At 71.8% G+C, this 25,697-nt stretch carries 24 protein-coding genes, 1 tRNA gene and 1 pseudogene; 16 read left to right on the top strand and 10 right to left on the bottom strand.

Annotated features, from left to right (window positions below; genetic code table 11):
* Nucleotides 1–123: 123 nt before the first annotated feature.
* Nucleotides 124–441, bottom strand: coding sequence for a hypothetical protein (locus tag ACSNOG_RS22210; RefSeq protein ID WP_382039828.1), 318 nt, complete (start codon nt 439–441; stop codon nt 124–126).
* 329 nt (nt 442–770) lie between these two features.
* Nucleotides 771–1,361 carry a TetR/AcrR family transcriptional regulator gene (locus ACSNOG_RS22205; protein WP_436754445.1) on the bottom strand — a complete coding sequence of 197 codons (591 nt, stop codon included), beginning with the start codon at nt 1,359–1,361 and terminating at the stop codon, nt 771–773.
* Nucleotides 1,362–1,463: 102 nt separating this feature from the next.
* Between ACSNOG_RS22205 and ACSNOG_RS22200 the strand changes: the two genes are divergently transcribed.
* The gene (locus ACSNOG_RS22200; RefSeq protein ID WP_436754444.1) at nt 1,464–2,468 is read left to right on the top strand and encodes a pyridoxamine 5'-phosphate oxidase family protein; all 1,005 of its coding nucleotides are present in this window, start codon (nt 1,464–1,466) and stop codon (nt 2,466–2,468) included.
* Between the two features lie 133 nt (nt 2,469–2,601).
* On the opposite strand, the pseudogene ACSNOG_RS22195 reads toward ACSNOG_RS22200, so the two are convergent.
* Nucleotides 2,602–3,393: pseudogene (locus tag ACSNOG_RS22195) on the bottom strand (putative protein N(5)-glutamine methyltransferase); the annotation flags it as partial.
* 287 nt (nt 3,394–3,680) lie between these two features.
* Here ACSNOG_RS22195 and ACSNOG_RS22190 point away from each other — a divergent pair.
* The 5 genes from ACSNOG_RS22190 (at nt 3,681) to ACSNOG_RS22170 (ending at nt 8,812) form a co-directional block, all read left to right on the top strand.
* Entirely contained in the window at nt 3,681–4,976 is a 1,296-nt protein-coding gene (locus ACSNOG_RS22190) for an LmeA family phospholipid-binding protein (protein ID WP_436754443.1), read from the top strand.
* 604 nt (nt 4,977–5,580) lie between these two features.
* Complete coding sequence (locus ACSNOG_RS22185; RefSeq protein WP_436754442.1) at nt 5,581–6,453, top strand: hypothetical protein; 873 nt, start codon at nt 5,581–5,583, stop codon at nt 6,451–6,453.
* 106 nt (nt 6,454–6,559) lie between these two features.
* Nucleotides 6,560–6,796 carry a hypothetical protein gene (locus ACSNOG_RS22180; RefSeq protein WP_436754441.1) on the top strand — a complete coding sequence of 79 codons (237 nt, stop codon included), beginning with the start codon at nt 6,560–6,562 and terminating at the stop codon, nt 6,794–6,796.
* 80 nt (nt 6,797–6,876) lie between these two features.
* Nucleotides 6,877–7,383 (top strand): carboxymuconolactone decarboxylase family protein, encoded by a 507-nt coding sequence (locus tag ACSNOG_RS22175; RefSeq protein WP_436754440.1) that lies wholly within the window; start codon nt 6,877–6,879, stop codon nt 7,381–7,383.
* A gap of 130 nt (nt 7,384–7,513) precedes the next feature.
* Nucleotides 7,514–8,812 (top strand): glycosyltransferase, encoded by a 1,299-nt coding sequence (locus tag ACSNOG_RS22170; RefSeq protein WP_436754439.1) that lies wholly within the window; start codon nt 7,514–7,516, stop codon nt 8,810–8,812.
* 105 nt (nt 8,813–8,917) lie between these two features.
* Here ACSNOG_RS22170 and ACSNOG_RS22165 read toward each other — a convergent pair whose 3' ends face one another.
* Nucleotides 8,918–9,670 (bottom strand): TetR/AcrR family transcriptional regulator, encoded by a 753-nt coding sequence (locus ACSNOG_RS22165; RefSeq protein ID WP_436754438.1) that lies wholly within the window; start codon nt 9,668–9,670, stop codon nt 8,918–8,920.
* A 148-nt stretch (nt 9,671–9,818) separates the two neighbouring features.
* Here ACSNOG_RS22165 and ACSNOG_RS22160 point away from each other — a divergent pair, with 148 nt between their 5' ends.
* Nucleotides 9,819–11,405, top strand: a complete 1,587-nt coding sequence (locus tag ACSNOG_RS22160) for an MFS transporter (protein WP_436754437.1) — start codon at nt 9,819–9,821, stop codon at nt 11,403–11,405.
* Between the two features lie 98 nt (nt 11,406–11,503).
* Here the strand turns inward: ACSNOG_RS22160 and ACSNOG_RS22155 are convergent, their stop codons facing one another.
* Complete coding sequence (locus ACSNOG_RS22155; RefSeq protein ID WP_436754436.1) at nt 11,504–12,070, bottom strand: hypothetical protein; 567 nt, start codon at nt 12,068–12,070, stop codon at nt 11,504–11,506.
* Nucleotides 12,071–12,255: 185 nt separating this feature from the next.
* Between ACSNOG_RS22155 and ACSNOG_RS22150 the strand changes: the two genes are divergently transcribed.
* Nucleotides 12,256–13,209 (top strand): LysR family transcriptional regulator, encoded by a 954-nt coding sequence (locus tag ACSNOG_RS22150; RefSeq protein WP_436754435.1) that lies wholly within the window; start codon nt 12,256–12,258, stop codon nt 13,207–13,209.
* Nucleotides 13,210–13,304: 95 nt separating this feature from the next.
* Here the strand turns inward: ACSNOG_RS22150 and ACSNOG_RS22145 are convergent, their stop codons facing one another.
* A complete protein-coding gene (locus ACSNOG_RS22145; RefSeq protein WP_436754434.1) occupies nt 13,305–13,778 on the bottom strand; it encodes an ArsI/CadI family heavy metal resistance metalloenzyme in 474 nt (157 codons plus the stop codon).
* Between the two features lie 79 nt (nt 13,779–13,857).
* Between ACSNOG_RS22145 and ACSNOG_RS22140 the strand changes: the two genes are divergently transcribed.
* From ACSNOG_RS22140 to ACSNOG_RS22130, 3 genes are read left to right on the top strand one after another with little or no spacing between them, the layout of a single operon-like run.
* Nucleotides 13,858–14,253 carry an ArsR/SmtB family transcription factor gene (locus tag ACSNOG_RS22140; protein WP_436754433.1) on the top strand — a complete coding sequence of 132 codons (396 nt, stop codon included), beginning with the start codon at nt 13,858–13,860 and terminating at the stop codon, nt 14,251–14,253.
* Nucleotides 14,250–15,353 carry an ACR3 family arsenite efflux transporter gene (arsB, locus tag ACSNOG_RS22135; protein ID WP_436754432.1) on the top strand — a complete coding sequence of 368 codons (1,104 nt, stop codon included), beginning with the start codon at nt 14,250–14,252 and terminating at the stop codon, nt 15,351–15,353. Before ACSNOG_RS22140 ends, arsB begins: the two co-directional genes overlap by 4 nt.
* Nucleotides 15,346–15,762, top strand: a complete 417-nt coding sequence (locus ACSNOG_RS22130) for an arsenate reductase ArsC (RefSeq protein ID WP_436754431.1) — start codon at nt 15,346–15,348, stop codon at nt 15,760–15,762. The genes arsB and ACSNOG_RS22130 overlap by 8 nt, the downstream gene beginning before the upstream one ends.
* Before the next feature lie 72 nt (nt 15,763–15,834).
* On the opposite strand, the gene ACSNOG_RS22125 is transcribed toward ACSNOG_RS22130, so the two are convergent.
* A tRNA-Ser gene (locus ACSNOG_RS22125) sits at nt 15,835–15,924 on the bottom strand.
* 41 nt (nt 15,925–15,965) lie between these two features.
* Nucleotides 15,966–17,642 (bottom strand): S1C family serine protease, encoded by a 1,677-nt coding sequence (locus tag ACSNOG_RS22120; RefSeq protein ID WP_436754430.1) that lies wholly within the window; start codon nt 17,640–17,642, stop codon nt 15,966–15,968.
* Nucleotides 17,643–17,904: 262 nt separating this feature from the next.
* Between ACSNOG_RS22120 and ACSNOG_RS22115 the strand changes: the two genes are divergently transcribed.
* The 3 genes from ACSNOG_RS22115 (at nt 17,905) to ACSNOG_RS22105 (ending at nt 20,824) form a co-directional block, all read left to right on the top strand.
* Entirely contained in the window at nt 17,905–18,729 is an 825-nt protein-coding gene (locus ACSNOG_RS22115; RefSeq protein WP_436754429.1) for a glycerophosphodiester phosphodiesterase, read from the top strand.
* A gap of 211 nt (nt 18,730–18,940) precedes the next feature.
* Complete coding sequence (locus ACSNOG_RS22110; protein ID WP_436754447.1) at nt 18,941–19,447, top strand: ATP-binding protein; 507 nt, start codon at nt 18,941–18,943, stop codon at nt 19,445–19,447.
* A 393-nt stretch (nt 19,448–19,840) separates the two neighbouring features.
* Nucleotides 19,841–20,824, top strand: coding sequence for a DUF5926 family protein (locus tag ACSNOG_RS22105; protein ID WP_436754428.1), 984 nt, complete (start codon nt 19,841–19,843; stop codon nt 20,822–20,824).
* 306 nt (nt 20,825–21,130) lie between these two features.
* Here the strand turns inward: ACSNOG_RS22105 and ACSNOG_RS22100 are convergent, their stop codons facing one another.
* Both ACSNOG_RS22100 and ACSNOG_RS22095 read right to left on the bottom strand, forming a co-directional pair.
* A complete protein-coding gene (locus ACSNOG_RS22100) occupies nt 21,131–21,460 on the bottom strand; it encodes a hypothetical protein (RefSeq protein ID WP_436754427.1) in 330 nt (109 codons plus the stop codon).
* A gap of 499 nt (nt 21,461–21,959) precedes the next feature.
* Complete coding sequence (locus tag ACSNOG_RS22095) at nt 21,960–23,258, bottom strand: NAD(P)/FAD-dependent oxidoreductase (protein ID WP_436754446.1); 1,299 nt, start codon at nt 23,256–23,258, stop codon at nt 21,960–21,962.
* 405 nt (nt 23,259–23,663) lie between these two features.
* On the opposite strand from ACSNOG_RS22095, the gene ACSNOG_RS22090 reads away from it, so the two are divergent.
* Together ACSNOG_RS22090 and ACSNOG_RS22085 are read left to right on the top strand one after the other, a co-directional pair.
* The gene (locus ACSNOG_RS22090; protein WP_436754426.1) at nt 23,664–24,398 is read left to right on the top strand and encodes a TetR/AcrR family transcriptional regulator; all 735 of its coding nucleotides are present in this window, start codon (nt 23,664–23,666) and stop codon (nt 24,396–24,398) included.
* Between the two features lie 231 nt (nt 24,399–24,629).
* Nucleotides 24,630–25,697: sigma-70 family RNA polymerase sigma factor (locus tag ACSNOG_RS22085; protein ID WP_436754425.1), on the top strand; the 1,068-nt coding region annotated here is incomplete at its 3' end.

Genomic DNA, 25,697 nt, shown 5'->3' with positions numbered 1-25,697 from the left:
CCCCCCCCCCCCCCCCCCCCCCCCCCCCCCGCCACCATCACCAGACCCAGTTCACGAAAAGCCGGTCACATCATCCGGTCACCGGTGTCACCCCGCCCCCAGGGTGATCACAGGCCCCAGGGGCTACCACAGGTTGGTGAAGACCACCGAGACGTTGTCCTGACGGATGGCCGTGCGGGCCGGGCCGCTCACGCTCGCGGTGTTGCTCTGGTTCGAGGCGCCCGTGCCGGTGGCCTGCTGCTGGCCCGTCGTCGAATTCCCGTGGTTCGAGCCCCCGACGCCGCTCCCCACGACCGCCGCGGCAGCCGCGTTGGACCCGCGGTTGGCCACCTGGTTGCCATTGCCGTCGTCATCGGCGTGGGCGACGCCGGAGAGGAGGACCGCCGCCACAGGCAGAGCGGCAGCAGTGGTGAGGACGCGAGCAGTGCGGGTGCTTGCCATTTCTATTCCTCCAGAACGCTGAGCGGAACTACTGCCAGTAGACAGAACTACTGCACAGAGCCGAGCAGTTGGCCGACCACCCGGCGGGATTTCGACGTCGCGCTTCGAGGTTTGCCCACCGAATCCCCGGCGAACCACCCGTCGCTTCCCATTCCCTCGCAAGCATGACCACTCTCGAATAAACCCCTGCCACCCCCGTCAGCCCCTGGCCCGCGCCCCTCAGGGAGCCCTTATGACCCATACGCCACAAGGGCAGAACCGTTCCGGCGGAACATCGGCCCATTCCGTAAACATGGCCGAGAAGTGGACGCCATGGCGGGCGTCAACGTTCAGGCGGAGCAGGCCGCGTCGAGGAGGACCTCCGCGGCGGCCCGCGCATCGTGCCCGGCCGCGGGGTCCCCGTCGATCGCCGTGATCGTCGTGGCGCCCTCGATCAGGATCAGCAGGTGCCGGGCGAGAGCCTCCGGTCGCCCGGCCCCCGCGCCGGCCAGCAGCTCTTCGAGCAGCTCGCGGTAGCGCGCCAGGTGGGCGCGGGGCAGCTGCCGCACCGGCCCGTCGAGGTGGCGCGTCTCCACGGCGGCGTTGATCACGGCGCAGCCGCAGTAGCCGTCGCGCGCGTACCAGCGCGTGAGCAGGTCGAAGAGGGCGAGCACGCGCTCGCGTCCGGCGGGCACGCCCTCCAGATGCGCGGTCAGCCACCGGTGGATGTGCTCGCTGCGGTGCTCCAGCACGGCCTCCACAAGGCCTTCCTTGGATCCGAAGTTGCGGTAGATCGTCAGCTTCGAGGCGCCCGCGTGGTGGGCGATCTCGTCCACCCCGACGGTGTGCACGCCGCGCTCGTAGAACAGCTGGACCGCACTGGACAGCACGCGGGCCCGGGTCGCACGCGGGTCGATGGTCGCTCCCGGCTTCACTGGCATGCCGCCAGTCTAGGCCCGGCGGGGAGGAGTAGGTACCGTACGGTACCGTCTCGTCATGGCACCTCAACTCCACCACGCCGCCCGACGGTTAGGGGCCGCCGCATGACGGTCGCACCACGCGTACGCACGTTCCACGAAGGCGAGCAGGCCGTGCAGCGGGCCGCCGGCGCCCACGACAAGGCCGCCCGGGTCGCGGGGATCCTCGACGACCGGCTCTCCCCCGTCGCCGGGATGTTCCTCTCCACCGTGCCGTGCGTGGCCCTGGGCGCGGCCGACGCCGACGGCCGGATGTGGGCCACGGTCCTGACCGGAGAGCCGGGATTCGTCCTGACCGGGCCGAAGGCCGTACGGATCCGTGCGGCCCGCCCCGAGGGCGACCCCTGCCTGCCCGCCGGCCTTCCCCTCGGCGCGACGCCCGCCGCGGGCCCCCAGGCAGCCCTCATCGCCATGGACTTCGTGCGGCGCCGCAGGTTCCGGGTCAACGGCCGCGTCCGCCGATGCGACCCGGCCGTGATCGACATGGACGTGGAGCAGGCGTACGGGAACTGCCCGCGCCACATCCGCACCCGTCTGGTGGACCCACCGGCCTTCTCCCCGGACCGGCAGACCACCTCGCTCACCCGGCTGACCGACCGGGAGCACCGGTTCATCGCCCGCAGGGACACCCTGTTCATCGCGACCCGCCACCCCACGGCCGGAGCCGACGTCTCCCACCGCGGCGGACCGGCCGGCTTCCTCCGGGTCACCGGCCCGGGGCGCGTCGAACTGCCGGACTACTCCGGCAACGCCCTGTTCAACACGCTCGGCAACCTGTGGAGCCACCCGCACGTCGGGCTGGTGCTCCCCGACTTCGCGACCGGCGAGACCGTACAGATCAGCGGCCGCGCGGCCATCGACCTCCGGCCGGCACGGGAGTTGTGGGGGCCGGAGGTCGAGAGGGTGGTGGAGATCGACGTGGAGCGGGTGGTCCGTACGGCGGCGTCCGGTCCTGCCGGTTCTACGGGACCTACGGGTCCTACCGGTCCTACCGGTCCTACGGGTTCTACCGGTCCTACGGGTTCTACCGGTCCTACCGTTCCTACCGTTCCTACCGTTCCTACCGGCTGAGTGCCGCTACGACCCGCTCGGCTCCTGCGTGCGCGGCTCCTGCGTGCGCGGCCCCGGCGTGCGCAGCCTCGGCGTGCGCGGCCTCGGCGTGCGCGGCCCCAGCGTGCGTGCTCCGGGCCGTCCGCCCCCGGCCCGGCCTGGTCCCCACGACGACGGTCGCGTCCAGTTCGTCGCACTCGACGACACGCGTCATCAGGCCGTTGCCCACGAACGCCTCGACGGTGCGCGGCGCCTGCCGCTCGCTCGTCTCGACCAGCAGGTGGCCACCCGGCGCGAGCCAGGACGACGCCGCGGCGGCCACGCGCCGCTGTACGTCGAGCCCGTCCGAGCCGCCGTCCAGCGCGACCCGCGCCTCGTGGTCCCGGGCCTCGGCCGGCAGCAGGGCGATGGCCTCGGTGGGCACGTAGGGCGCATTGGCGACGAGCACGTCTATCCGGCCGCGCAGGGCCGCGGGCAGGGGCTCGTACAGATCGCCCTCATAGACGACGCCGCGCGCGCCGATGTTGCGCCGCGCGCACTCCACGGCCGCGGGGTCGATGTCGGCGGCGTACAGCTCGATGTCCTCCCCGGCCGACGCCAGCGCCGCGCCCACCGCGCCGGAGCCGCAGCACATGTCGACGACGACGGCGCGCGGAGAGCTGAGGGCGAGGGCCTGCCCGACGAGGAACTCCGAACGCCGGCGCGGGACGAAGACACCCGCGTCCACGGCTATCCGCAGGCCGTAGAACTCGGCCCATCCGACGACGTGTTCCAGGGGCAGGCCGGACGCGCGCCGCGCGACCATGTCCTCGACCTCGTCCGGCGTGCGCGCCGTGGAAAGGATGAGCTCGGCCTCGTCCTCGGCGAAGACGCAGCCGGCGGCCCGGAGCCTGGAGACGACGAGAGGGAAGAGGGAACGGGAGAAGGACGAAGAGTTGTCGAACATGGAGAAGCCTTCCGGATCACCGAAGGGCGCTCTCGCGGCCGGCTAGAGAGAGGAAGCGACCGTACAACCAGGGGAAGAGAGCACCCAGCCTGCAACAGCGGTAATGGGTCTCACCTCCTGGGACGGTTCCTGCCAACGGCGGCAACAGTACATGATCCCCCGTGACGGGAACCGCTGGGCCCGGCCCGGGGCGGCGGGCGCACGGCAGCGGGGGCAATGGCTCCGTTTTCGGACGTACTGCCGGTAGCGCTTGCGTTCCGGGGGCTCGCGCGTGGTGGGATAAGGCGATGCGAACCCCCACACGCATACCCTCCCGTCCCCCCAACCCCTATGACGAACTGGCGTCACTGGCCGACCCGGAGCCTGGCGATCCGGCTCCGGAAACTGCTGCCCCGGCCCCGGAATCCGCCGAGCCGGCTCCCGGCCCCGCCGCCCTGACGGACACGCAGCCGCTCACCGTCCTCCCCCTCCAGCTCCTCCACGGCGATACCGACGAGGAAGAGTCCTGGTCCCCGCCGAACCACCGCCGCGGCAAGCGCGGCCGCGGCCACCGCCGCCGCCGGGGCCCGCTCGCCGCCGCGCCCCGCACGGCCAAGCTGCTGATCGTCCTCTCCCTCTGCGCCGGGATCCTGGTGCTGGCGGATCGCTGCGCGCAGATGTACGCGGAGAAGAAGGCGCAGCAGAAGCTGCAGCAGGAGCTCCACCTGGCCGCCGCTCCGCAGGTCGACATCCACGGGTTCCCCTTCCTCACCCAGGTCCTGGAGAAGCGCCTGGAGCGCGTGGACGTCACGGTCCCGCACGTGGCCGCCGAGCGGGTCTCGCTCGCGAAGGTCCACGCCAGCAGCCGTGACATCCGGCTGACCGGGAACCTGCCGAGCGACATCCGCGGCGCGGTCATCGGCGACCTGGACGGCGAAGTCCTGCTCTCCTTCGCCGACATGAACCGTGAACTGGCCGCCTCCCAGGTCGCCTTCCGCCGCCGCTCCGACCGCACGATCGGCGCCGACGGAAAGCTGACCGTCGGCGGCCAGGAGCTGCGCGTGAGGGCCCAGGCGCAGCTGCAGCTGAACGGGAGCCGCGGCCTGTCCACCGAGGTGGACGACATGAGCCTCGACGTGCCGGGCATCGCCACGTACCGCCCGGGCAAGGGCAGAGGACTGACCCTGCACCGCGAGACCGCCGAACGCATCAGCCGCGACGCGGCGCGGGCGAAGGCGCTGTTCTCGGTCCCGGCGCTGGCGGAGCGGCTCGGGGTGTCGCAGCAGGACGCCGAGGCGGCCCTGAGGAGCGAGGAGAAGCTGCACCGCCTGACGGGCGCACCTCGTTTCGTCGAACGGCTGACGCACCTCAACCTCATCGACGCGGCCATGGACAACCCGTGGCTGCTGAAGAAGCTCGGCATCGACCCGAAGCTGATCGGCGGCCTGATCCGGATGCGCCCGCCGGAGCTCTCCGACCGCCTGACCTTCTCCTTCTCGCTCCCCAAGGAGGCGCGCGAGCTTCAACTGCGCGATGTGAGGGTCGAGAAGGACGGGATCAGGGCGACGCTGAGGGGCATGGAGCTGCCGGTGGGGCGGCACTGACAGCCGCCACTCTCGCCTCGCTCTTTCCTCTGGTCACACGTCGGTTGACCGGCTGATGCGATAACCACCATATGGGTCAAGACAATTGGTGTCTGCGCGCGCTACGCTTCCGGAGGTAAGACCCTCCCAGGCTCCTACCTGGCCCGATCCCGGGTCGGCAGCCCCGCACGCCGGGGCTGAAGCTCCATCCAGGGAGGGTGGAAGTGGAAGAGCGCTCGTCGCCGCCCGGCGACTTACGCCGATCCAGGATCCGCAGCATGAGGAGAGGCCTGAGGGCGGCTCATCAGGGCGCCCGCAGGTGGTGCGCCTCGCCTTCGGGCAAGCGCGCACTCAGATTCACCGGCGAGCTCTTGAAGTGGTACGCACGCTTCAAGGGGACCGACGTGGAACTCTGGTGACGATCCCCTTGCAGCGGTGACATCGACACGGCCCGCCCCGACAGATTCCACCCTGGGGGCGGGTTCGTGCTTGTTTGCCCGCCACACTACGCCCGGGTCCCGCGACCGTCACGCCGCTCCCGTTCTCTCTGGAACAAGGCTGGACAGACGGCGAATCCGAGGGCCAGTGTGAGACATTGGGCATTGTCTCGCGGGATGGGGGGATCATGTCGGAGGAGCCGCGCCGGGCCGGACGCCGGGGCCGCCCGTGGGGGCCGCTGCAGGGCGGCACCGCCGAGATCAGCGAACTGGCCCAGCTGCTGCGCAACGAGCTCGACGCGTCGGGAATGACGCTGGGCGAGCTCTACGACAGGCTCGTCCCGGAGCACTTCTCCAGCGGGCACGTTCCCGCACGCTCCACGCTGGCCCGCCGGTTGTCCGGCCACGGCCTGGAGAGCGACTGGGAGATCGTCGAAGCGATCATCGACGTCACGTCGGGCCCCGCACCGGCGCGCCCGGGTGTCCTCCTGCAAGCCCGGCAGCTCTGGAACGCGGCCAGGCGCAACCCGACACCGGCGCCCACGGAGGACGGAACGCCCGACGAATCACCGGACGGAACGCCGGACCGAACGCCGGACGGAACGCCGGACGAAAGGGCTACGGAGGGGCGTCAGGCGGCCGCACGGGCGGCGACACCCGTCTCCTTCCACGGCACGACGTTCCACGGCTCCGTCAATATCACCAACAACACCTACTACTCCGCCGCGGAAGAGCCCCGGCAGGGGCGGTCGACAGACGGCGAAGCGCTCGTCGAAGCGCTCGTGGAAGCGCAGCGGCAAGTCATCGACCTGCAGAAGGAGCTGCTCGCCTCGCGCCGCCGCCTCTTCGGACTGGCGGACCGGCTGAACCGCTCCCACCTCGCGCTCGCGACGGTCATGCGCGTGCTGGACGAAGCCCCGCCGGGCCGCGCGGTGGACGGGCTGCGCAGGGAGGTGGCGGAGGCGCTGCAGCAGTCGGATGCCGAGGAAGAGGCATGCGACTGGGAGGTGCTGCACCATGTGACGGCCACGCCGGAGGAGCTGGAGAAGCCCGAGGAGTGACCCGGGGGCCTGCCCCGTTCGTCCCGTTCGACGAGGGATGACTCGAACGGGGGAACAGGCTTCGGGACCGGGCTCGTCCCCCCGGCCGGTGGAGCAGCATGCCGCCATGAACGCTGGTCGGAACGGCCCTCCCCTGGTCAGGTGCCCGCACTGCCGCAACCCCATGTGGTGGGACGTGACGTACCCGTACAAGCCCGCCTGGTACTGCTCCGTGTGCCACTACCCCCCGGACCGGCGGCGGAGCGCCCACGCCGCGCCGCCCCGGTGCCCGGAGGGCTGCGCCAGCGCGGTGATCCAGACCGGTGACGACGGGGCCAAGACGTTCGTCTGCCACCGCAAATGAGGCCGCCCGTCACACTTCCCCGTCGCCATCCGTCAGGTGAGTGACAGCGAAGTGCAAGCGCAAGTCCCCAGGAGGCAACGATGACGGCACGTTCGATCACTGCGGCGGTTCCGGCGGGCCCGCGGATGACCGTGGATCCTCAGGAGCTCGTCCCGGAGCTGGCAGAGGTTTCGGCGGCGCTGTTCAAGGCGACGGGCAACCGCTCGGTGCCGCGGACCACGATCAGCCTGCTCCAGCTGCGGGCCGGCCAGATCGTCGGCAACACCTACCTGACCGTGCTCCACACCGGCTTCCTGCGCAAGGCCGGCGAGTCGGAGGAGCGGATCACCGCGGTGGCGTCCTGGCAGGACGCGCCGTACTTCACCGGTGCCGAGCGCGCCGCGCTGGCCTTGGTGGAGGCGGTCCTGCTGCCCTCCGCGCAGGGCGAGCGGGTCTCCGACGAGCTCTACGCCCAGGCGGCCGAGCACTACGACCCGAAGGCGCTGACCACCCTGATGATCGCGATAGGCCAGGTCAACTTCTTCATTCCCCTCGCCCTCATCGCCAAGCCCGTCGCGGGCCGGGCGTTCAACGAGCCCTGGAACTAGGGCGTCCGGGACAGGTCTGCGGCTCACGGCCATCCGTCGGCTGTGAGCCGCTTCGCCTCGCCCGCACCGCACAACCCTTATAGTTTGTCCGGTTTCCTCCCGTTTCTGAACTTCCGAGGGAGTCGGCGTCATGCACGTCCTGCTCGTCACCAGCGGCTCCACGGGCGACGTCGCGCCGTTCACCGGCCTGGGCGCCCGTCTGCAGCAGGCGGGCCACGCCGTGACCGTGGCGACCCATGAGCGCTTCGCCGGCCTGATCCGCTCCTGCGGGCTGGGCTTCCGACCGCTCCCCCTGGACCCCAGGGACATGCACGAAGCGTGCGCGCACACACTCTCCGGCGGCCGTTCCGGCCGAGCGGACGGCCCCCTGGGCACGCTCGCCATCGCCAGACAGAGCACGGCCTACACGTCCGAACTCGCGCACGGCGTCCTCCGGGCGGCCCGGCAGGGCGCGGACGTCCTCGTGGCCTCGGGGCGGACGGCACTGCCGGCCAAGGCGGTCGCCGACGGCCTGGGCATTCCGAGCGCGAGCGCACTGCTGCAGCCCGTCGCCCCGACCGGCGCCTTCGCGCCGATGGCGCTCGGGCGGCGCTCCGCCGGGCGCGTGGGCAACCGTCTCGTCTCCGGCGCGCTCTGGCGGGCGTTCCACCGGCAAGCCGCGTCGACCGCCCGGTGGGTGAGGGCCGAGCTGGGCCTGCCGTCGCCGCGCCGGACCACCCGCCGGCGCCGGGCCGGAGACTGGCCGATCTGGTACGGATTCAGCCCGCACGTCGTCCCGCGCCCGGTCGACTGGGCCCCCGAGCAGCAGGTGACGGGCTACTGGTGGCCCGAGGAGCCGAGCGCCTGGGCGCCGGAGCCGCGGCTGGCCGACTTCCTGGCCTCCGGACCGCCGCCGGTCTTCATCGGCTTCGGCAGCATGCCGTCACCGCACGCCGAGCGCCTGTCGGCCGTGTGCGCCGAGGCCCTGCGCCGGGCCGGGGTCCGGGGCGTGATCCAGGCCGGCTGGTCCGGGCTGAAGGCCGAGGGCGACGACGTCCTGACCGTCGGAGAGGTCTCCCACCAGTGGCTCTTCCCGCGCACCGCGGCGGTGGTGCACCACGGCGGTGGCGGCACCACGGCGGCCGGTCTGCGCGCCGGCGTGCCGGCGGTCCCCGTACCCGTCTTCTACGACCAGCCCTTCTGGTCCGCCCGGCTCCGGGCCCTGGGCGTCGCGCCGGGCGTCCTGCCCATGGCAGAGCTGACGGCGGACCGCCTGGCCCTCCTCATCGAGCGGGCGGTCCGCAACCCGGCCCACCGCGCCCGAGCCGCCCGCCTCAGCGCCGCCCTGGCCACCGAAGACGGCGCGGCCCCCGTCATCAAAGCCCTCGCGTCCCTCGAATCCCTTGAAGCCCCCGAGCCCCTGGAATCCCTGGAATCCGTCACGCGCTGACCTTCCGTACCGGAGCCGGGGGCCGAGGCCCTCATGGGCCGGAGGATTGGGGCCCCATGAGCCGGAGGATTGAGGCCCCCTTGAGCCGGAGGACCGGCTCCGACGTCATTCCGCAGTCGCCGGCGCCCCGGCCGGGAGGCGGAGCGCCAGACCGTCGAGCATGACCTCCAGGCCGTAGACAAACTTGGAGTCCCGCATTCCGGCCGGGTCCGACACTTCGACCGCGGCCGCGGCGTAGGCCTCGGGCATGTTGTCGTGGCCCACGGCGGCCTGCTGGGCGGCGGGCATGAGGCGGGCGATGAAGCCGGCTTCCGTCTCGCCGGAGCGGGCCACCGTGGTCAGCCAGGCCGCCTCGGCGGTGCTCATGCCCGTCACGTAGGCGATGAGGGAGTCGATGGCCCGGGTGGGTTCGGGGAAGCCCGCCTTGATGAACAGGTCCGCCAGCCGGCTGGAGAAGGCCATCAGGTTGGGGCCGAGGTACGCCAGACCGGCCTGGCCCAGCACCGAGGACAGCCACGGGTGACGCAGAGCCGTCGCGCGGAAGGACGCGGCGGCCCGGGCGGCCGCCGTCCGCCAGTCCGCGGAGTCGGCGGCCGGTACGACCACCTCGCCGAAGACCTCGTCCACGGCGAGCTCCATCAGCTCGTCCTTGGTGGCGACATGGCGGTACAGGGACGTCGCTCCGGCGTTCAGGCGGGCGGCCAGCTTCCGCATGCTCAGGGCCTCGATGCCGTCGGCGTCCAGCATCACGATCGCTTCCCGGACGATCGCCTCCCGGGACAGGCCGGGCTGCTCCGCCCCGCGCGGCCGGCGGGTCCAGACGGAGGGAAGGGGCTGCGGCTTCTTGTCGGCGGCCATCGGCTCGCTCCTTTGCGTACGTCGTGCGCATTCAGCGTACAGGGATCACGGGTTGCGAACAGTGTGCGCAGAGGCGTACGGTGTGCGCAACGTCCGGAACAGTGTGCGCACCGCGGGAACGGTGTGCGCAACCCGAAAGGAAAGCCCGATGGCAGCCGCAGCCCCAGGGGCCGAGCCGAACAAGACGACCAAGACGGCCGGGACGCCCCAAGCGCCGGTGACGGCGCTGACCCGCAGCCCGCGCCGGTGGTGGATCCTGATCGTGCTGTGCCTCAGCACGCTGGTCCTCGTCGTCGACAGCATGGCGCTGACCGTCGCCGTGCCGGCCATGACCGAGGACACCGGGGCGAGCCCCCAGCAGATCCAGTGGATCCTCGACTCCTACGTCCTCGTCTTCGCCGGCCTGCTGCTGACCTCGGGAAGCCTCGGCGACCGGTTCGGCCGCCGGAAGGTGATGATCATCGGCCTGCTGCTCTTCGGGGCGGCATCGCTGGCCGCGGTGTTCTGCACCACCCCGGGCGAGGTCATAGCCGTCCGTGTGGCGATGGGCGTCGGCGGTGCACTGATCATGCCGTCCACCCTGTCGGTCCTGATCACGGTCTTCGACGAGGAGGAGCGCCCGAAGGCGATGGCCGCTTGGGGCTCGGTGTCCATGCTCGGCCTGGTCGGCAGCCCGATCCTCGGCGGCGTCCTGATCGACCACTTCTCCTGGCACTCGATCTTCTTCATCAACGTCCCGGTCGTCGTCCTGGCCGTGGTGGCCGGCCTGCTGCTGATGCCCGAGTCCAAGGCGCCCTGGCAGAAGCCCGACCCGCTGGGCGCCGTCCTCTCCGCCGTCGGCATGACCGCCCTGGTCTGGTGGATCGTCGAGATCCCGCAGCACGGCGCCTTCGCGGGCCGCGGGCTGGTCACGCTCGCCGTCGCCGTCGCCGCGCTGGCCGGGTTCGTGATCTGGGAGAACACCACCGCTTCGCCGATGGTCCCGCTGGTCCTCTTCAAGCACCGCAACTTCACCGGCGGTTCGATCTCGCTGGCGCTGGTCCAGATCGGCAACGGCGGCCTGCTCCTGATCCTCACCCAGTACCTGCAGTCGGTCCTCGGCTACTCCCCGGTCAAGGCCGGTCTGGCCTTCACCCCGCTGGCCGTCGCCGCGCTGATCGGCAACGGAGCCGGCGCCAAGCTCGCCGCCAAGGCCGGCTACCGACGGCTGATCCTGGCCGGCATGCTCCTGATGGCGGCCTCCTTCGGCCTGCTGACCACCGTCACCACCGACAGCGGCTTCACCGTCCCGTCGGTCGCCCTCGGCCTGCTCGGTCTCGGCGCCGGCATGGCCATGCCGGCTGCGGTGGGCGCCCTGATGGCGACCATCCCGGCCGAGAAGGCGGGCGTCGGCTCCGCCCTGAACGACACCATCCAGCAGGCCGGCACCGCCCTCGGCATCGCCATCCTCGGCTCGCTGCTCACCAGCACCTTCTCCGCGGAGATGCCGGCCGACGCCCCCGAGCAGGCCAAGCAGTCGATCGGCGGTGCGCTGGCCGCCGCCCGGGGGGACGCGGGCCTGGTCCAGGCCGCCAAGGACGCCTTCACCGCCTCGATGTCCACCACCCTCACCTTCAGCGCGATCGGCGTCCTGGCCGCCGCACTGCTCGCGGTGCTGGTCATGCGGGGCGGCAAGCCCGACACCCCGGCCGAGGCCGCCGCCACCGCGCAGCAGGAGGCCGCCCCGGCCGCCTGACCCTGCGGCCGCCTCCCGGCTCCCGGACGAACACCGTTGCGCACCACGAGGCCGGCACCCCCAGGGGTGCCGGCCTCGCACCCGTCAGGCGCTCGCCGCTAGCTGACGGGCGTCAAATAGAAATAGAAAGGGGTGTCGCCGCCGCAGTCGGCGGCTCCTCCGCTGCGCCCCATGGTCATGTTCGACCTGAAGTAGATCTTCTTCTTGCCGTCGAGCTTGACCGCCTTGTTTATCTTGAAGGTCGCACTGTGGTCGCGAGCGTCACCGGGAATGGGGTGCGGATCCCACGTGGTCCGCCAAGCCGTCCCACCGTTACCGCGCACCAGGTACTGCCCTTGCGCATTGGATTCGACCTGCGTGCGGTAGGTGACCGTTATCGACTTCACGTAGATTTCCTCTTTGGAGACCTTGCCCAGGTCCCACTTGACGAAGCCGGTGAGCCAAGCATCGTCCCTGCAGCCGGCCTTGTCGCGCGAGTCGTCCTCCACACTGCCGCTGTGCACTATGCGCGGGCCGCCCACTTTGACCTTGTTCTCGAAACCGTAGCGGTGCACTTCTGCGGAGGCCGGCCCGGTGCCGAGCGAAGCGGCCAGGGCAACTGCTCCCCCGATCGCCAGGAGAGAACGACGTCGATTATTCATACGCATGACAGACAAGCCGAGCATGACAAGCCTTCCGGAGTCGCATACAGGGGAAAGGTGCGGGCGCAAGCGATCCAAGCGCCACAGTGAATTCTGATCCCACGAAAGCCCGGCGAGAAAGGGGTCTTTGATGCGTACGGACGCGTGATTGATAGCTTGCCCGCATCGATGTCGACGGCTGACGGGCCGTCTTCCCGGGGGGGGCGATCATGACGACCGATCCGAGTGCGCAGCAGTTGCGCCTGCTGCTCGTGCTGGCGGAGGAGCTGCACTTCGGCCGGGCGGCGAAGCGGCTGTTCATCAGTCAGCCCGCCCTCAGCCGGCAGATCCGCGCCCTCGAAGAGCACTTGGGGGTGCACCTGGTGGACCGGTCCACGCGGCGGGTGGAGCTGACGGCGGCCGGGGCCGCCCTCCTGCCGCAGATGCAGGCGGTGGTGGAGGCCGTCGACGGACTGCGGGGTGCCGCGAAGGCGCAAGCGAACCCGGCCGCGGACCGGGTGACGCTCGGCACCTACGTCTCCGGCCTCCCGACCTTGCGGATACTCCTCGACCGTTTGCGCGAGCACCCTTCGTGTCCCGAGGTCGACTTGCGCGCCGTGGGCCCCGTCGAGCAAGTCAGCGCGCTGCTGGACGGGGACACCGACGCCGTCATCTGTTACGGCCCCATGCCCGACGGTGTCCGTACGCTCCCGCTGGGAACCGAACCGCGCTTCGTCTGCCTGCCGGACACCCATCCCCTGGCGGACCGCGCATCGGTGACCCTCGCGGAGCTGTCCGACCTGCCCGTCATCGGCTTCCCGCCCCGGGTGGCCGCGGAATGGCGCGACTTCTGGGCCGCCGACCCGCGCCCCGACGGCACTCCGGTGCGCTACACCGACCAGCCGGGAACCACTCTGGACCTCTGCCTCGCCCTCATCAGCCTGGGACACGGCATCCGCTTCATCTCCGAAAGGGGCCGGCGCCTCATGCCCCGCCCCGGCATCCGGTTCGTCGCCGTCACCGACCTCCCCCCGTGCACGGCACTGCTCGCCTGGCCCGCCTCCCGCCCCGCCTCCCCCGCCTTCGGCTCTTTCCTGCACGTGCTCCGGGCCCACCTCCGCACCACCGTCGACGGTGCCCTCAGCGTCATCGAAAGCCAGGCGGAAGGGGCGCCCCCGATGTGAGGACGCCCCCCGATGTGAGGGCGCCCCACCAGGACCGCCGCGACCAGGGCCACCGCGACCAGGGTCACCGTCACCAGGGCCACCGCCACCAGGGGTCAGCTCCCGCAGACGCAGCCGGCCGGTTCGCCGGTCTCCGCGGGCGTGGCGGTGCAACAGGTGCCGTCCCCCTGCGCAGGGCCGGCCGGGCCGTTGCCGAGGGTGCCGGCATCGGCCTTGACGACGTAGACCTCCCAAGGCTCGCGGCCGGGACCGTGGACCCAGACCTTGTCCTGGAGCGCGTAGCAGCAGGAGGTGTCGTTCTCTTCGAACGTCGCCAGGCCGGCCTCCTTCAGCCGCTCGGTCGCGGCCGCGACCTGGCCGGTGGTCTCGACCTCGACGCCGAGGTGGTCCAGACGGGTGTCCCGGCCGGGTTCGCCCTCGATGAGGACGAGCTTGAGCGGGGGCTCGGTGATCGCGAAGTTGGCGTAGCCGGGGCGCCGCTTGGCGGGTTCGACGCCGAAGAGCTTGGAGTAGAAGGCCACCGACGCCTCGAGGTCGGCGACGTTGAGCGCGAGCTGGACACGGGGCATGACGTTCTCCTCGATCCCTTATATCGATCGACTTCAATGCAAGCTTGCGCCTTGAATCGACAGACGTCAACATAGAGATATGTCGAATCAAGAGTTCGTGGTGCTCGGGCAGGACGGCCCCGACGGCTGCTGCCCCGGCCTGCTCGCCGCACCCCTCGCCGAGGACCAAGCGATAGAGCTGGCGAAGGTCTTCAAGGCCCTGGGGGATCCGGTGCGGCTCCGGCTGCTGTCGATGATCGCCTCACGGGCGGGCGGCGAGGTGTGCGTCTGCGACCTGACTCCCGCCTTCGACCTCTCGCAGCCGACCATCTCCCACCACCTGAAACTGCTCCGCGAAGCCGGGCTCATCGCCTCCGAGCGGCGCGGCACCTGGGTCTACTACCGCCTGCTGCCGGAGACGACCGACCGGCTCGCCGGGATCCTCACCCGCCCCGCCGGGGAGCCTCTGCCCGAGCCCGCCGAGGCCCCCTCGTGACCCGCACGGACGCTGCCCCCGTAGCGGCCCGGCTGTCCTTCCTCGACCGCTACCTCGCCGTGTGGATCCTGCTGGCGATGGGCGCCGGACTCGGGCTGGGCCGCCTCGTCCCCGGGCTGGGCGACGCGCTCGCGAAGGTCACCGTCACGGGCGTCTCCCTGCCGATCGCCCTCGGCCTGCTGGTGATGATGTACCCGGTCCTGGCCAAGGTCCGCTACGACCGCCTCGGCACCGTCACCCGCGACCGCCGTCTGCTGGTCCCGTCCCTGCTGCTGAACTGGGTGTTCGGCCCGGCAGTGATGTTCGCTCTGGCGTGGCTGTTCCTCCCGGACCTGCCCGAGTACCGCACGGGGCTGATCGTCGTCGGCCTGGCCCGCTGCATCGCCATGGTCATCATCTGGAACGACCTGGCCTGCGGCGACCGGGAAGCCGCCGCGGTGCTCGTCGCCCTGAACTCGGTGTTCCAGGTGATCGCCTTCGCCGGCCTCGGCTGGTTCTACCTCTCCGTCCTGCCCGGCCTGCTCGGCCTCGAACAGACCTCGCTCGACGTGTCGGTGTGGGAGATCGCCCGCAGCGTGCTGATCTTCCTGGGCATCCCGCTCGCCGCCGGCTACCTCACCCGCCGCCTGGGCGAAGGGGCGCGCGGCCGCTCCTGGTACGAGAGCCGTCTCATCCCCCGCATCGGCCCGTTCGCCCTGTACGGGCTGCTGTTCACGATCGTCGTGCTGTTCGCCCTCCAGGGCGACGCCATCGCCTCCCGGCCGCTCGACGTCGCACGGATCGCGCTCCCGCTGCTGGTCTACTTCGCCGTGATGTGGGCGGGGTCGATGGCGCTCGGCCGTGCCGCCGGCCTGGACTACCCGCGTACGACGACGCTCGCGTTCACCGCCGCGGGCAACAACTTCGAGCTGGCCATCGCGGTGGCCATCGCCACCTTCGGCGCCTCGTCGGGACAGGCCCTCGCCGGAGTCGTCGGCCCCCTCATCGAAGTCCCCGTCCTCATCGGCCTCGTCTACGTCGCGCTCGCCGCCCGCCGCCACTTCCCCTCACCGGCCACCGGCCGGCCCGCCACCGCCCCGGAAGGGTCCGCCCGTGTCTGACCACAAGCCCTCCGTCCTCTTCGTGTGCGTCCACAACGCCGGGCGCTCCCAGATGGCCGCCGCCTTCCTCGCCCACCTCGGCGGCGACCGCGTCGAAGTCCGCTCCGCGGGCTCCGCGCCCGCCGAGACGGTCAACCCCGCCGTCGTGGCGGCCATGCGCGAGACCGGCATCGACCTGTCCGCGCAGACACCGAAGCTGCTGACCACCGAGGCCGTACAGGCCTCCGACGTCGTCATCACCATGGGCTGCGGCGACGCCTGCCCGGTCTTTCCCGGCAAGCGCTACCTGGACTGGAAGCTGGAAGACCCGGCCGGCCAGGGCGTCGACGCGGTCCGCCCCATCCGCAACGAAATCGAACAGCGGGTGCGCACCTTGCTGACCGAACTCGGCATCACCGCTACGGCCTGACCGACCGGCACCCACGCGAAAGGGGTGCCTCCGATCCGGAGACACCCCATCTGGCCTGCGCTCGCGCAGGGCTGGCGGAGGCTGAGGGATTTGAACCCTCGGTGACATCGCTGCCACGACGGTTTTCAAGACCGTTCCCTTAGGCCGCTCGGGCAAGCCTCCCCGCACCGCCTGTGCGGCGGCGCGGGGGCCAGCCTATCGCCTCAGCTGTCGCCCTTGCGTTCGCCCAATGTGATCTCCGCCGTGGACTGCTTGCCGTCGCGGGTGTACGTCACGGTCACCTTGTCGCCCGGCTTGTGGGTCCAGATCTCGCTGATGAGCGTGGGGCCGCTGTCGATGGTGGTGTCGTCGAGCTTGGTGATGACGTCGCCCGGCTTGAGGCCGGCCTTGTCGGCCGGGCCGCCCGGGGTCACGGCCGGACTGTTGTTGTCGCCGGTGGGGGCGATCTTGGCGCCCGACCCGGCGTCCTTCATGTTCACCGAGGCGGAGATGACCGGGTAGACCGGCTTGCCGGTCTTGATGAGCTGGTCGGCGACGTTCTTGGCCTGGTTGATCGGGATGGCGAAGCCGAGGCCGATGCTGCCGGCCTGCTGCTGGCCGCCGCCGAACCCGCCGCCGTTGTTCGCGGACTGGATGGCGGAGTTGATGCCGATGACCGCGCCCTGGGCGTTGAGGAGCGGACCGCCGGAGTTGCCCGGGTTGATCGACGCGTCCGTCTGGAGGGCGCTCATGTACGAGGCCTTGCCCATGCCGCCGCCGTCGCTGGAGGCCACCGGGCGCTTCTTGGCGCTGACGATGCCCGTGGTGACCGTGCCGGACAGCCCGAAGGGCGCGCCGATCGCGATCGTGGCGTCACCGACGGCCGTCCGGTCGGAGTTTCCGAGCGGGATGGGGTTGAGCTTCGCGCCGGAAGGGTTCTTCAGCTTGATGACGGCGACGTCGTAACCCTGCGCCCGGCCCACGACCTCGGCGTCGTACTGCTTGCCGTCCGAGAACGTGGCCATCAGCTTGCCGCCGCCCTGCGCGGCCGAGGCGACGACGTGGTTGTTGGTGAGGATGTGGCCCTCGGTGTCGTAGACGAAACCGGTGCCCGTGCCGCCCTCCCCGCCGCCGCTCTGCGCCTCGATGGTGACGACGCTCGGCAGCGCCTTGTTGGCGATGTCCGCGACGGAACCGGGCGAGCGGCTCTCGGTCTTCGGGTCGCCGGACGAGGAGATGGTCGTCGAGCTGCCGCTGTCGCCCCTGCTGGCCGCCCAGTAGCCGATGCCGCCGCCGATGCCGCCCGCGACGAGGGTGGCGGCCAGCGCCATCGCCACGAGGCCGCCGGCGCGCTTGCGGGCGGGCGGGTACGCGTCGGGGCCGCCGGCCCACACCCCGGTCGGGCCCACGGGGCCGCCGCCGGCCGGCGCACCGTAGGGGTACGGCTGCGCCTGGGGGTGCGGCTGGCCTTGGGGGTGTCCCTGAGGGTGTCCCTGAGGCTGGGGCTGTCCTTGCAGGGGCTGGTGGTCCTGCATCGGCTGGTGCTGCTGGTGCTGTGCGTCGTACCAACCGCCGGCTCCCTGGCCCTGCGCGCCCGGCCGGCCGTATCCGGGCTGGGGCGCGGGCGGGGCCGCGGGCGGGGCCGGCGCCTGGGCCGGGGCCTGAGCGGACGCCGGGGCCGGGGCCTGGCCCGGAGCCGGGCCCGCCGGAGCAGCAGGGGCGGCGGCCGGAGCAGCAGGGGAGGCCGCGGCCTCCGCGGTCACGCCCGCACCGTCACCCTTCTCCGCCTTCTCCATCGAAACAGCCGGCGAATCCGCCGGCGAACCGCCCGACGAGCCGCCCGGAACATCCGGAACGCCCTCCGCAGGCGCGACGGCGGCGCCCTCGTTCTCGGTGCTCACAGCTCTCTCCTCATCAGGTGCCACATCAGTTCCTACATGGTGCCTACGCCATGCACGGTGTGGTGTCCACGTCATTCGCGGGATCCACGCCGCCGGCATCGCTCACGCGACCCACGACCGGCCCACGACCAGCTTTTCCCACCGCCCGTCAGACCACCGTAAGCGGACCCTGTGCCCCCACGACGGCGACGCTTCGCTCCGGGCACTCCATAACAAAAGGGACCGCCTGCACGATGGTGCCGGGCGATGGCACGATAACGCGGTGACCTATGCGCACCCGGCCCGGGATCTCCGCCCCGAGCGGCACCCCCTCTCCGTCGTCGCCCACCGCGGGGCCTCCGAGGACGCTCCGGAACACACCCTGACCGCCTACCGCAAGGCGATCGAGGACGGTGCCGACGCGCTCGAGTGCGACGTCCGGCTCACCGCCGACGGCCACCTCGTCTGCGTGCACGACCGCCGCGTCAACCGCACCTCCAACGGCCGCGGCGCCGTCTCCTCCCTGGAGCTCGCCGACCTCGCCACCCTCGACTTCGGCTCCTGGAAGGCCGACGTCTCCGACATGGAGGCCCCGGACCTCGACGCGACGTCCGTGCTCACCCTGGAGCGGCTGCTGGAGCTCGTGGCCGACGCGGGGCGGCGCGTCGAACTCGCCATCGAGACCAAGCACCCCACCCGCTGGGCGGGCCAGGTGGAGCAGAAGCTGCTCGAACTCCTCGGCCGCTTCGGCCTCGCCGAGCCCCCCGCGGACGGCCCTTCGCCGGTACGGGTCATGAGCTTCTCCGCCCGCTCCCTGCACCGCGTCCAGCTGGCCGCACCGGCGCTGCCGACCGTCTATCTGATGCAGTTCGTCTCGCCCCGCCACCGCGACGGACGGCTGCCCGCGGGCGTCCGCATCGCCGGCCCGAGCATCCGCATCATCCGCAAGGACCCGGGCTACGTGGCCCGGCTGCACGAGGCGGGCAACGAGGTCCACGTCTGGACGGTCAACGACCCCGAGGACGTCGAGCTCTGCGCACGCCTCGGAGTGGACGCCCTGATCACGAACCGGCCCAAGCGGGTGCTCACCCAGCTCGGCCGGGCGTAAGGCCTCCGCCGCGGGCCTCCACCCGGCAGCCCCATTACAAGGAGTGCACCGGCGCGTTCGGTGTGTGTTCGAGCGGTCCGAGTGCCCCCGGCGGGTCTCGGATGGCCGGTTTCCGGTCCAGTCCATTGGGGCATCCATCCCCTGACGTGGGGCAAAGGAGGTCTCGGGGGTGGCGTTGGTGGTGGCACAGGAGGTGCCCACGTCGTCGATCATGGCCGTACCCCATGGTCCAACCGGTGTGGGCCAGGCAAGACACCGGATGCGCAAGGATCTGCGCATCATCGGGGTACCGGATTCGGTCATCGACGACGCCGTACTGATCCTTTCGGAGTTGCTCAGCAATGCGTACCGGCACGGACGCCCGCTGAGCCCGGAGGGCGACGGTCGCAGAGACGGAGACGAGGGGGACAAGGACGGGGGAATACGTGCCGCATGGAGAGTGGACGCCCACGGCCGGCTCACGGTCGAGGTAACGGACGGCGGAGGACCGACCCGGCCGGTTCCGGCCACACCTTCGGTGACCGCCCGCGGAGGCCGCGGGTTGAACATCATCGGCGCCCTCTCCCACGACTGGGGAGTCCGCGACGCATCGGGCGAGGTGACCGTATGGGCCGCGCTCTCGGTGCACAACAGCTTCGCCACGCGCGCCGCCGCGGGCCCGGGGCTGCCCGTATCCCCACCCACACCTGCATTCGCAGACATCGACGAACTGACATGACGATGGCGTGACGCGCGTAGATGCAGGAGGTGCAGGAGGTGTAACCCCTGCCGCGCGGCACCGCGAGATCCGCCCGGACGACGAACCGAACATGCCCGTGCACGGCCGGTGGGCCCCGTAGCCGGAGCGCCCGCCAGGGAACAGAGCTCCGCGGAGAGCGGCACCCCACCACCGGCCGACGACCCGCCGACCCACACTCCGCCGTCCTCTCCTCTCCTCCCGACGCCCCGCGCGCGTGCCCGTTCCGGTCGCCGCGGCGAGCGCTAGGCTCGCGCCCGTACGAGCCGTACGCGCCGCGTCGTACGGACCGTGTCGTACGCAGACCCGTACGCACGCCACCGTGCCCGCCGCGCCGTACGCACGCGCCTGCACCGATCGGGAGACACGCACGCCATGGCCAAGAAGCGCCGCCCCCAGACCAAGGGGCCCCAGACCAAGGCCTCATCGCCGCAGGCCGTCGACGGCCGGATCCCCGTCGTCGGCGCCCGCGAGTCCTGCCCGTGCGGCTCCGGCCGGCGTTACAAGGCCTGCCACGGCCGCGCGGCCGTGCAGGCGGCCACCGAGCTCGTGCAGCGGCCCTTCGAGGGTCTCCCCGGCGAGGCGGACTGGGTCGCGCTGCGCGAGCTGGTGCCCGCGGCGACGGTCGAGCTCACCCTCAAGGGCGGGCTGCCGGAGGGCGTGCCGTCGGTGACGCTGGCCACCGTGCTGCCGATGGCCTGGCCCGCCCTGCGCCGCGACAACGGCGCCGTGCTGCTGGGCCTGCAGAACGACACCGCCTCCGGCGACCTCAGCCGCGACCTCGCCGACACCCTGCGGCGCGCGCTGGAAGCCGCCCCGGGCACGCCGGTGACGGCCGGCCGCGCCGAGGCCGACGGTCCGCGCCTGCAGGACCTGCTGGACCCGGAGGGCCCGTTCGATCCGAACGTCCACACGGGCTTCGAGTTCTGGGTCGAGAACGCCGAGAACGCGACCGGCGAGGTCGCGGCCTCCCTGGACCGGGCCAACGCTGCCGCCATCCCCACGGCCCGCCTCAGCGGCGTCGACGCCGCGTACTGGTGCGAGACGCCCGAGAAGAATCACCTCCGCTGGGTCATGACCCACCCCGAGGAGCAGCTTCTGGACGCTCTGGCCCGGTTGCACGCCGCGGGCAGCTCCTCGCTGGGCGAAGGCACCCGTCTGGTCGGCTCGTTCCGGGCGCACGGACTCACCGTGCCCGTCTGGGACCTGCCGAGCGACATGCGCGCGGAGGACACCGAGAAGCCGGCCGCGGCCTTCGCGGAGCGGCTGGCCACGGCACTCGCCGACGCCTCTCCCCTGACGCCGGACGAGCGCCGGGCGCGCAGTGGCCTCACCAGCCGTCAGATCACGCTGAACTGAGGCGGATCCGCCTCCGGAGCAGCCGGGCCTACCGCTGCACGGGGGCGGATTCATGGATTCCAGGCAGCGGAGTGGTTGATTCCGGCGGCTGATCGGCCGCCATTTACGTGACTCCTGTCACAACTCCCGCTGTCAGCCCGGAAATACGCGTCCGGAAATCCACGATCGAATTTGCGAACGGCCGATCTCTTGTTACCGTTCTAGGAGCCCGGTCGCTGGTGCATCCCCCGTCGCCAGCGACCGGGCGTTTCCATGCCCGGAGACGGCAGACCCCGGGGCGCGGCCCTGCGCCGGACGCCTGCCCGGCTAATCCCCTCGGTCCCCCGCCGAGTTGCTCCCCGAGCGCAGCAGCAGCTCCCCGTCCTCCGAAGCGATCTCCGCCACCGCCTCGTACGGATCTCCGCCGAGCCCGTCCCGATCGGCCCCCTCGCCTCCTGCGCGCACCGTCCGCGCGCGAGGCGTCTCGCACCCGCCGGGGTCGTCGGAGGCCGTCGTGCGGCAGTGCACCTGGACGGTCCGCCCGTCGGGGCCCATGAGCGTCAGAACGGCCCGCAGAGGCGCGCCTGTCGCGTTGCGGTAGTACGTACGGGCCCAGGTCTCGCCTCCCTGCTTCAGGACGCACGTCTGGGCCTCCACGCCTTCGGGCGAGGTGAGTTCGGGACCGCAGCGGGCGGACGCCGAGACCGCCGGCCCCGCCGACCCCGCGGACCCCGTCAGCGGCGGCGAGGCCGACGGCCACCCGCCGGCCGCACCGCGCCCGCCGCGGGCGCGGGCTGCGCGGCGGCCGCGGTGCGGTCCTTGCGGTCGGCGCGCGCCGCGGCTCGGCGCTGTGTGCCGGGGAGCCGGGCGCTCCAGCGGGTGAAGTTCACAGAGGATTACCTCGCGGAGTCGTTCCGGACCAGCTCGGCGACGTGGTGTGGCCGATCCGCGTGCCCTGCGCGGGGCCGCGGTTGTCGGTGCGGGGGACTGCCCCCGGGGGAATGCAGCAAACGTCCGAATCCTCGTAATTGTTACTCTTCGCAGGTACGAGCCCACCCATGGTCACACGACCAGTGTGGCCGACCGGACTGACATCCGTCAGACGTCGGCCTCTCCGGGGGAGTTCCCGGCTCCGCCACAGGGCCCATGACCTGCTTCAACTCGCTTCCGGGTGACGTCCCGTGTCTGCGGCGAGTTCGAATTCGGCCCGGGGGTTTTCGAGCGAGCCGAGGGAGACGATCTCGCGCTTGAAGAGCCCGGTGAGGATCCACTCGGCCAGGACGCGGGCCTTGCGGTTGAAGGTGGGGATCCTGCTGAGGTGGTAGGCGCGATGCATGAACCAGGCGGGATAGCCCTTGAGCTTCCTGCCGTAGACGTGGGCGACGCCCTTGTGCAGGCCCAGGGAGGCCACGGAGCCGACGTACTCGTGGCGGTAGTCCTTGAGCGGTTCGCCGCGCAGTGAGGCGAGGACGTTGTGGGCGAGGACCTTGGCCTGGCGGACGGCGTGCTGGGCGTTGGGGGCGCAGACGGTGGTGGCGGGGTCGTCCGCGGTGAGGTCGGGGACGGCGGCCGCGTCGCCGGCGCCCCAGGCGTGTTCGACGCCGTCCACGGCGAGGGCGGCGGTGCACTTCAGGCGGCCGCGGCCGTTGAGGGGGAGGTCGGTGGCGGCGAGGACGGGGTGGGCCTTGACTCCCGCGGTCCAGACGAGCGTTCGAGTGGGGAAGCGGGAGCCGTCGCTGAGGACGGCGACGCGGTCCGCGCAGGAGTCCAGCCGGGTGTCGAGGCGGACGTCGATGTTGCGGCCGCGCAGCTCGCGCAGCGCGTAGGCGCCCATCTCCTCGCCGACCTCGGGCAGGATGCGCCCGGTGGCCTCGACCAGGACGAACTTCAGGTCCTCGGGTTCGAGGTTGTGGTAGTACCGGGAGGCGTAGCGGGCCATGTCCTCCAGTTCGCCGAGGGCCTCCACGCCCGCGTAGCCGCCGCCGACGAAGACGAAGGTGAGGGCCGCGTCGCGCACGGCGGGGTCGCGGGTGGAGGAGGCGATGTCCATCTGTTCGAGGACGTGGTTGCGCAGGCCGATGGCTTCCTCGACGGTCTTGAAGCCGATGCCGTAGTCGGCGAGACCGGGGACGGGCAGCGTGCGGGAGACGGAGCCGGGCGCGAGGACCAGTTCGTCGTAGCGGATCTGCACGGCGCCGGTGCCCTCCTCGTGGGAGGCGAGGGTGCTGACGGCGGCGGTGCGCTTGGCGTGGTCGACGGACTTCACCTCGCCGATGACGACCTGGCACTTGTCGAGGGTGCGGCGCAGCGGGACGACGACGTGGCGGGGCGAGATGGAGCCGGCCGCGGCTTCCGGGAGGAAGGGCTGGTACGTCATGTACGGCTCGGGATCGACGACGATGACGGTCGCCTCGCCGCGCTTGAGCTTCCGCTGCAGCCGCAGGGCGGTGTACATCCCGACGTAGCCGCCGCCGACCACCAGAATGCGCGCCGGTTCCTTCGCCAAGGCCACTCCTCAGTCCTCGAGCACAGCTCCCTCCCCATGACGCACCGCCGGCAGGAGTTTGTCCACAGGCCGTGCGAAATGTATGACCGGGCGACGGAGCTGATCCCTCCAGGGGGGCGCACCGGTTCGAAGGACAGGTGCGCAGGTCAGAGTGGCTGCGGCGGGGTTGCGGGGTGGTGCAGAATCATTGTGGAGGGGGCATGTACTCCAATCGGGGGTGTCCGGTGCGGAACTACCCCTTCTTTCTTGACCTGGGCTCAACTATGTTCGTACTCCGTCGGGGTGTCAGAGACGTGCCCCGGCAGTCAGGGCGGGGAGTCTCCGGGGGGAGACGTCATAACCGGGGGAACACATATGCATATTCAGGGCTCTCATTGGTCGACCGCTGTCGCGCCGTCTGAAGCGGGCGGTGGCCGCAGCACGCCTCTGCGCGTGGACGCCCAGCGCAATCTCGAGCACGTTCTGCGTGCGGCCCGCGAGGTCTTCGGCGAGCTGGGCTACGGGGCGCCGATGGAGGACGTGGCGCGCCGCGCCCGCGTCGGCGTGGGGACGGTCTACCGCCGCTTCCCCAGCAAGGACGTCCTCGTCCGGCGGATAGCCGAGGAGGAGACCGCCCGGCTCACCGAGCAGGCCCGCACCGCGCTGGGCCAGGAGGACGAGCCGTGGTCGGCGCTGTCGCGCTTCCTGCGCACGTCGGTGGCCTCGGGCGCGGGGCGGCTGCTGCCGCCGCAGGTGCTCCGGGTCGGCGTCGACGGGGAATCCGAGGAGATCGAGGCGCGGGTGCCGCAGCAGCGGCAGCCGGGCGCCACCGGCGGCCAGCTGCACGAACTGCGGCTGGTCGAGCAGCGGACGGCCTCCTCCTCGGAGCGGCACGACGCGGGTGCGGCGGCGCTGCTCGAGGTCGTCGGGCGGCTCGTGGAGCGGGCGCGGGCGGCGGGTCAGCTGCGTCCGGACGTGACCGTGGCCGATGTGCTGCTGGTGATAGCGACGGCCGCGCCGTCGCTGCCGGATGCGGTGCAGCAGGCGGCGGCGTCCTCGCGGCTGCTGGACATCCTGCTGGAGGGGCTGCGGTCCCGGCCTGCCGAGTAAGGCGTTGCCTGCCGCGTGCAGGTCTTCTGTGGGACGGGTGCGCCCGGTTCGGCTCTGCATGCGGACCGGGCGCATCCGGAACCCTTTACCCGTTCGGGTGATGTCCACTGCTTCATGCGGCCGAAGTCACCCCGGACGGGTGGTTGATGCCCATGCCGAGCCGGTGACGGGCGCCGCTGTGCCACGCTTTCCCGGTCTTCGGGTTAGCCGGCATGTACAGGGGCCTGCGCTATGGGTGTTGACGGGCAGGAAGAACCGGGCGGGAGCGAGAAGGCGGACAGACCGCCCTCGCCCCGGTCCTCCGAGGAGGGCCGTTCCGCACCGGCCGGGCAAGCGGCCCACGGCGCCGGTCCGGGCGTGCCCCGGCAGCGCAGGCGCAAGCACCGCCGCACGGACGCCGCCGCCGATGCGCCCCTGACCGACACTCAGCTGGTGGCCCGGATGCGGGCGGGCGAGAGCGATGCCTACGAGGAGCTCTACCGCCGCCACGCCCCCGCCGTCCGTCGCTACGCGCGCACTTGCTGCCGCGACAACCACACCGCCGAAGACCTCACCAACGAGGTCTTCGCGAGCACCCTGCAAGCCGTGCGGGGCGGGGCGGGCCCGGAGTCGTCGGTGCGCGCCTATCTGCTGACGACGGTCCGGCGGGTCGCGGCCACGTGGGGAAAGAGCGCCAAGCGCGAGCAGCTGGTCGAGGACTTCGCGGACTTCGCCTCGTCGGCCGCCCGGCTGCCCGTCACGGAGGACGGGGAGGGCCTCGGGCCGGGCGCGGACGTCCTGGCCATGCAGGAGGCCGAGCACTCCCTCGCCGTGCAGGCGTTCCGCAGCCTGCCGCCGCGCTGGCAGACGGTGCTGTGGCACACCACGGTCGAGGAGGAGTCGCCGAGCGAGGTCGCGCCGCTGCTGGGGCTCACGGCCAATGCGACGGCGGTGCTGGCGCACCGGGCGCGCGAAGGCCTGAAGCAGGCGTATCTGCAGGCACACGTGAGCACCTCGCTGACCGCGGGCGGCGACTGCGCGCGCTTCGCGGACCGGCTCGGCGCGTACGCCCGGGGCGGTCTGCGGATGCGGGCCGAGCGGGGGCTGCGCAAGCACCTGGACGAGTGCGCCCGGTGCCGTACGGCGGCCATGGAGGTCGCCGATGTCAACGCGCGGCTGCGGGCGCTGCTGCCGGTGGCGGTCATCGGCTGGTTCGCCGCCGGGTTCTCGGTGAAGGCCGCCGCGGGCCTCGCCACCGGTGCGGCCGGGGCAGGGACGGCCGCGGGGGCAGGGGTGGCCGCAGCGAGCGGGGGTGCGGCC

The sequence above is a fragment of the Streptomyces sp. URMC 124 genome (genome assembly GCF_051386455.1).
Lineage (GTDB): Bacteria > Actinomycetota > Actinomycetes > Streptomycetales > Streptomycetaceae > Streptomyces.
Note: the sequence above shows the minus strand (reverse complement) of the source record. Positions and strands in the feature narration are given on the sequence as shown.

Excerpts from the sequence above, each read along its gene's own strand:
- ACSNOG_RS22210 (WP_382039828.1), bottom strand. The coding sequence starts at position 441 with ATGGCAAGCACCCGCACTGCTCGCGTCCTCACCACTGCTGCCGCTCTG.
- ACSNOG_RS22205 (WP_436754445.1), bottom strand. The coding sequence starts at position 1,361 with ATGCCAGTGAAGCCGGGAGCGACCATCGACCCGCGTGCGACCCGGGCC.
- ACSNOG_RS22200 (WP_436754444.1), top strand. The coding sequence starts at position 1,464 with ATGACGGTCGCACCACGCGTACGCACGTTCCACGAAGGCGAGCAGGCC.
- ACSNOG_RS22190 (WP_436754443.1), top strand. The coding sequence starts at position 3,681 with ATGCGAACCCCCACACGCATACCCTCCCGTCCCCCCAACCCCTATGAC.
- ACSNOG_RS22185 (WP_436754442.1), top strand. The coding sequence starts at position 5,581 with ATGTCGGAGGAGCCGCGCCGGGCCGGACGCCGGGGCCGCCCGTGGGGG.
- ACSNOG_RS22180 (WP_436754441.1), top strand. The coding sequence starts at position 6,560 with ATGAACGCTGGTCGGAACGGCCCTCCCCTGGTCAGGTGCCCGCACTGC.
- ACSNOG_RS22175 (WP_436754440.1), top strand. The coding sequence starts at position 6,877 with ATGACGGCACGTTCGATCACTGCGGCGGTTCCGGCGGGCCCGCGGATG.
- ACSNOG_RS22170 (WP_436754439.1), top strand. The coding sequence starts at position 7,514 with ATGCACGTCCTGCTCGTCACCAGCGGCTCCACGGGCGACGTCGCGCCG.
- ACSNOG_RS22165 (WP_436754438.1), bottom strand. The coding sequence starts at position 9,670 with ATGGCCGCCGACAAGAAGCCGCAGCCCCTTCCCTCCGTCTGGACCCGC.
- ACSNOG_RS22160 (WP_436754437.1), top strand. The coding sequence starts at position 9,819 with ATGGCAGCCGCAGCCCCAGGGGCCGAGCCGAACAAGACGACCAAGACG.
- ACSNOG_RS22155 (WP_436754436.1), bottom strand. The coding sequence starts at position 12,070 with ATGCTCGGCTTGTCTGTCATGCGTATGAATAATCGACGTCGTTCTCTC.
- ACSNOG_RS22150 (WP_436754435.1), top strand. The coding sequence starts at position 12,256 with ATGACGACCGATCCGAGTGCGCAGCAGTTGCGCCTGCTGCTCGTGCTG.
- ACSNOG_RS22145 (WP_436754434.1), bottom strand. The coding sequence starts at position 13,778 with ATGCCCCGTGTCCAGCTCGCGCTCAACGTCGCCGACCTCGAGGCGTCG.
- ACSNOG_RS22140 (WP_436754433.1), top strand. The coding sequence starts at position 13,858 with ATGTCGAATCAAGAGTTCGTGGTGCTCGGGCAGGACGGCCCCGACGGC.
- ACSNOG_RS22110 (WP_436754447.1), top strand. The coding sequence starts at position 18,941 with ATGGCCGTACCCCATGGTCCAACCGGTGTGGGCCAGGCAAGACACCGG.
- ACSNOG_RS22105 (WP_436754428.1), top strand. The coding sequence starts at position 19,841 with ATGGCCAAGAAGCGCCGCCCCCAGACCAAGGGGCCCCAGACCAAGGCC.
- ACSNOG_RS22095 (WP_436754446.1), bottom strand. The coding sequence starts at position 23,258 with ATGTACACCGCCCTGCGGCTGCAGCGGAAGCTCAAGCGCGGCGAGGCG.
- ACSNOG_RS22090 (WP_436754426.1), top strand. The coding sequence starts at position 23,664 with ATGCATATTCAGGGCTCTCATTGGTCGACCGCTGTCGCGCCGTCTGAA.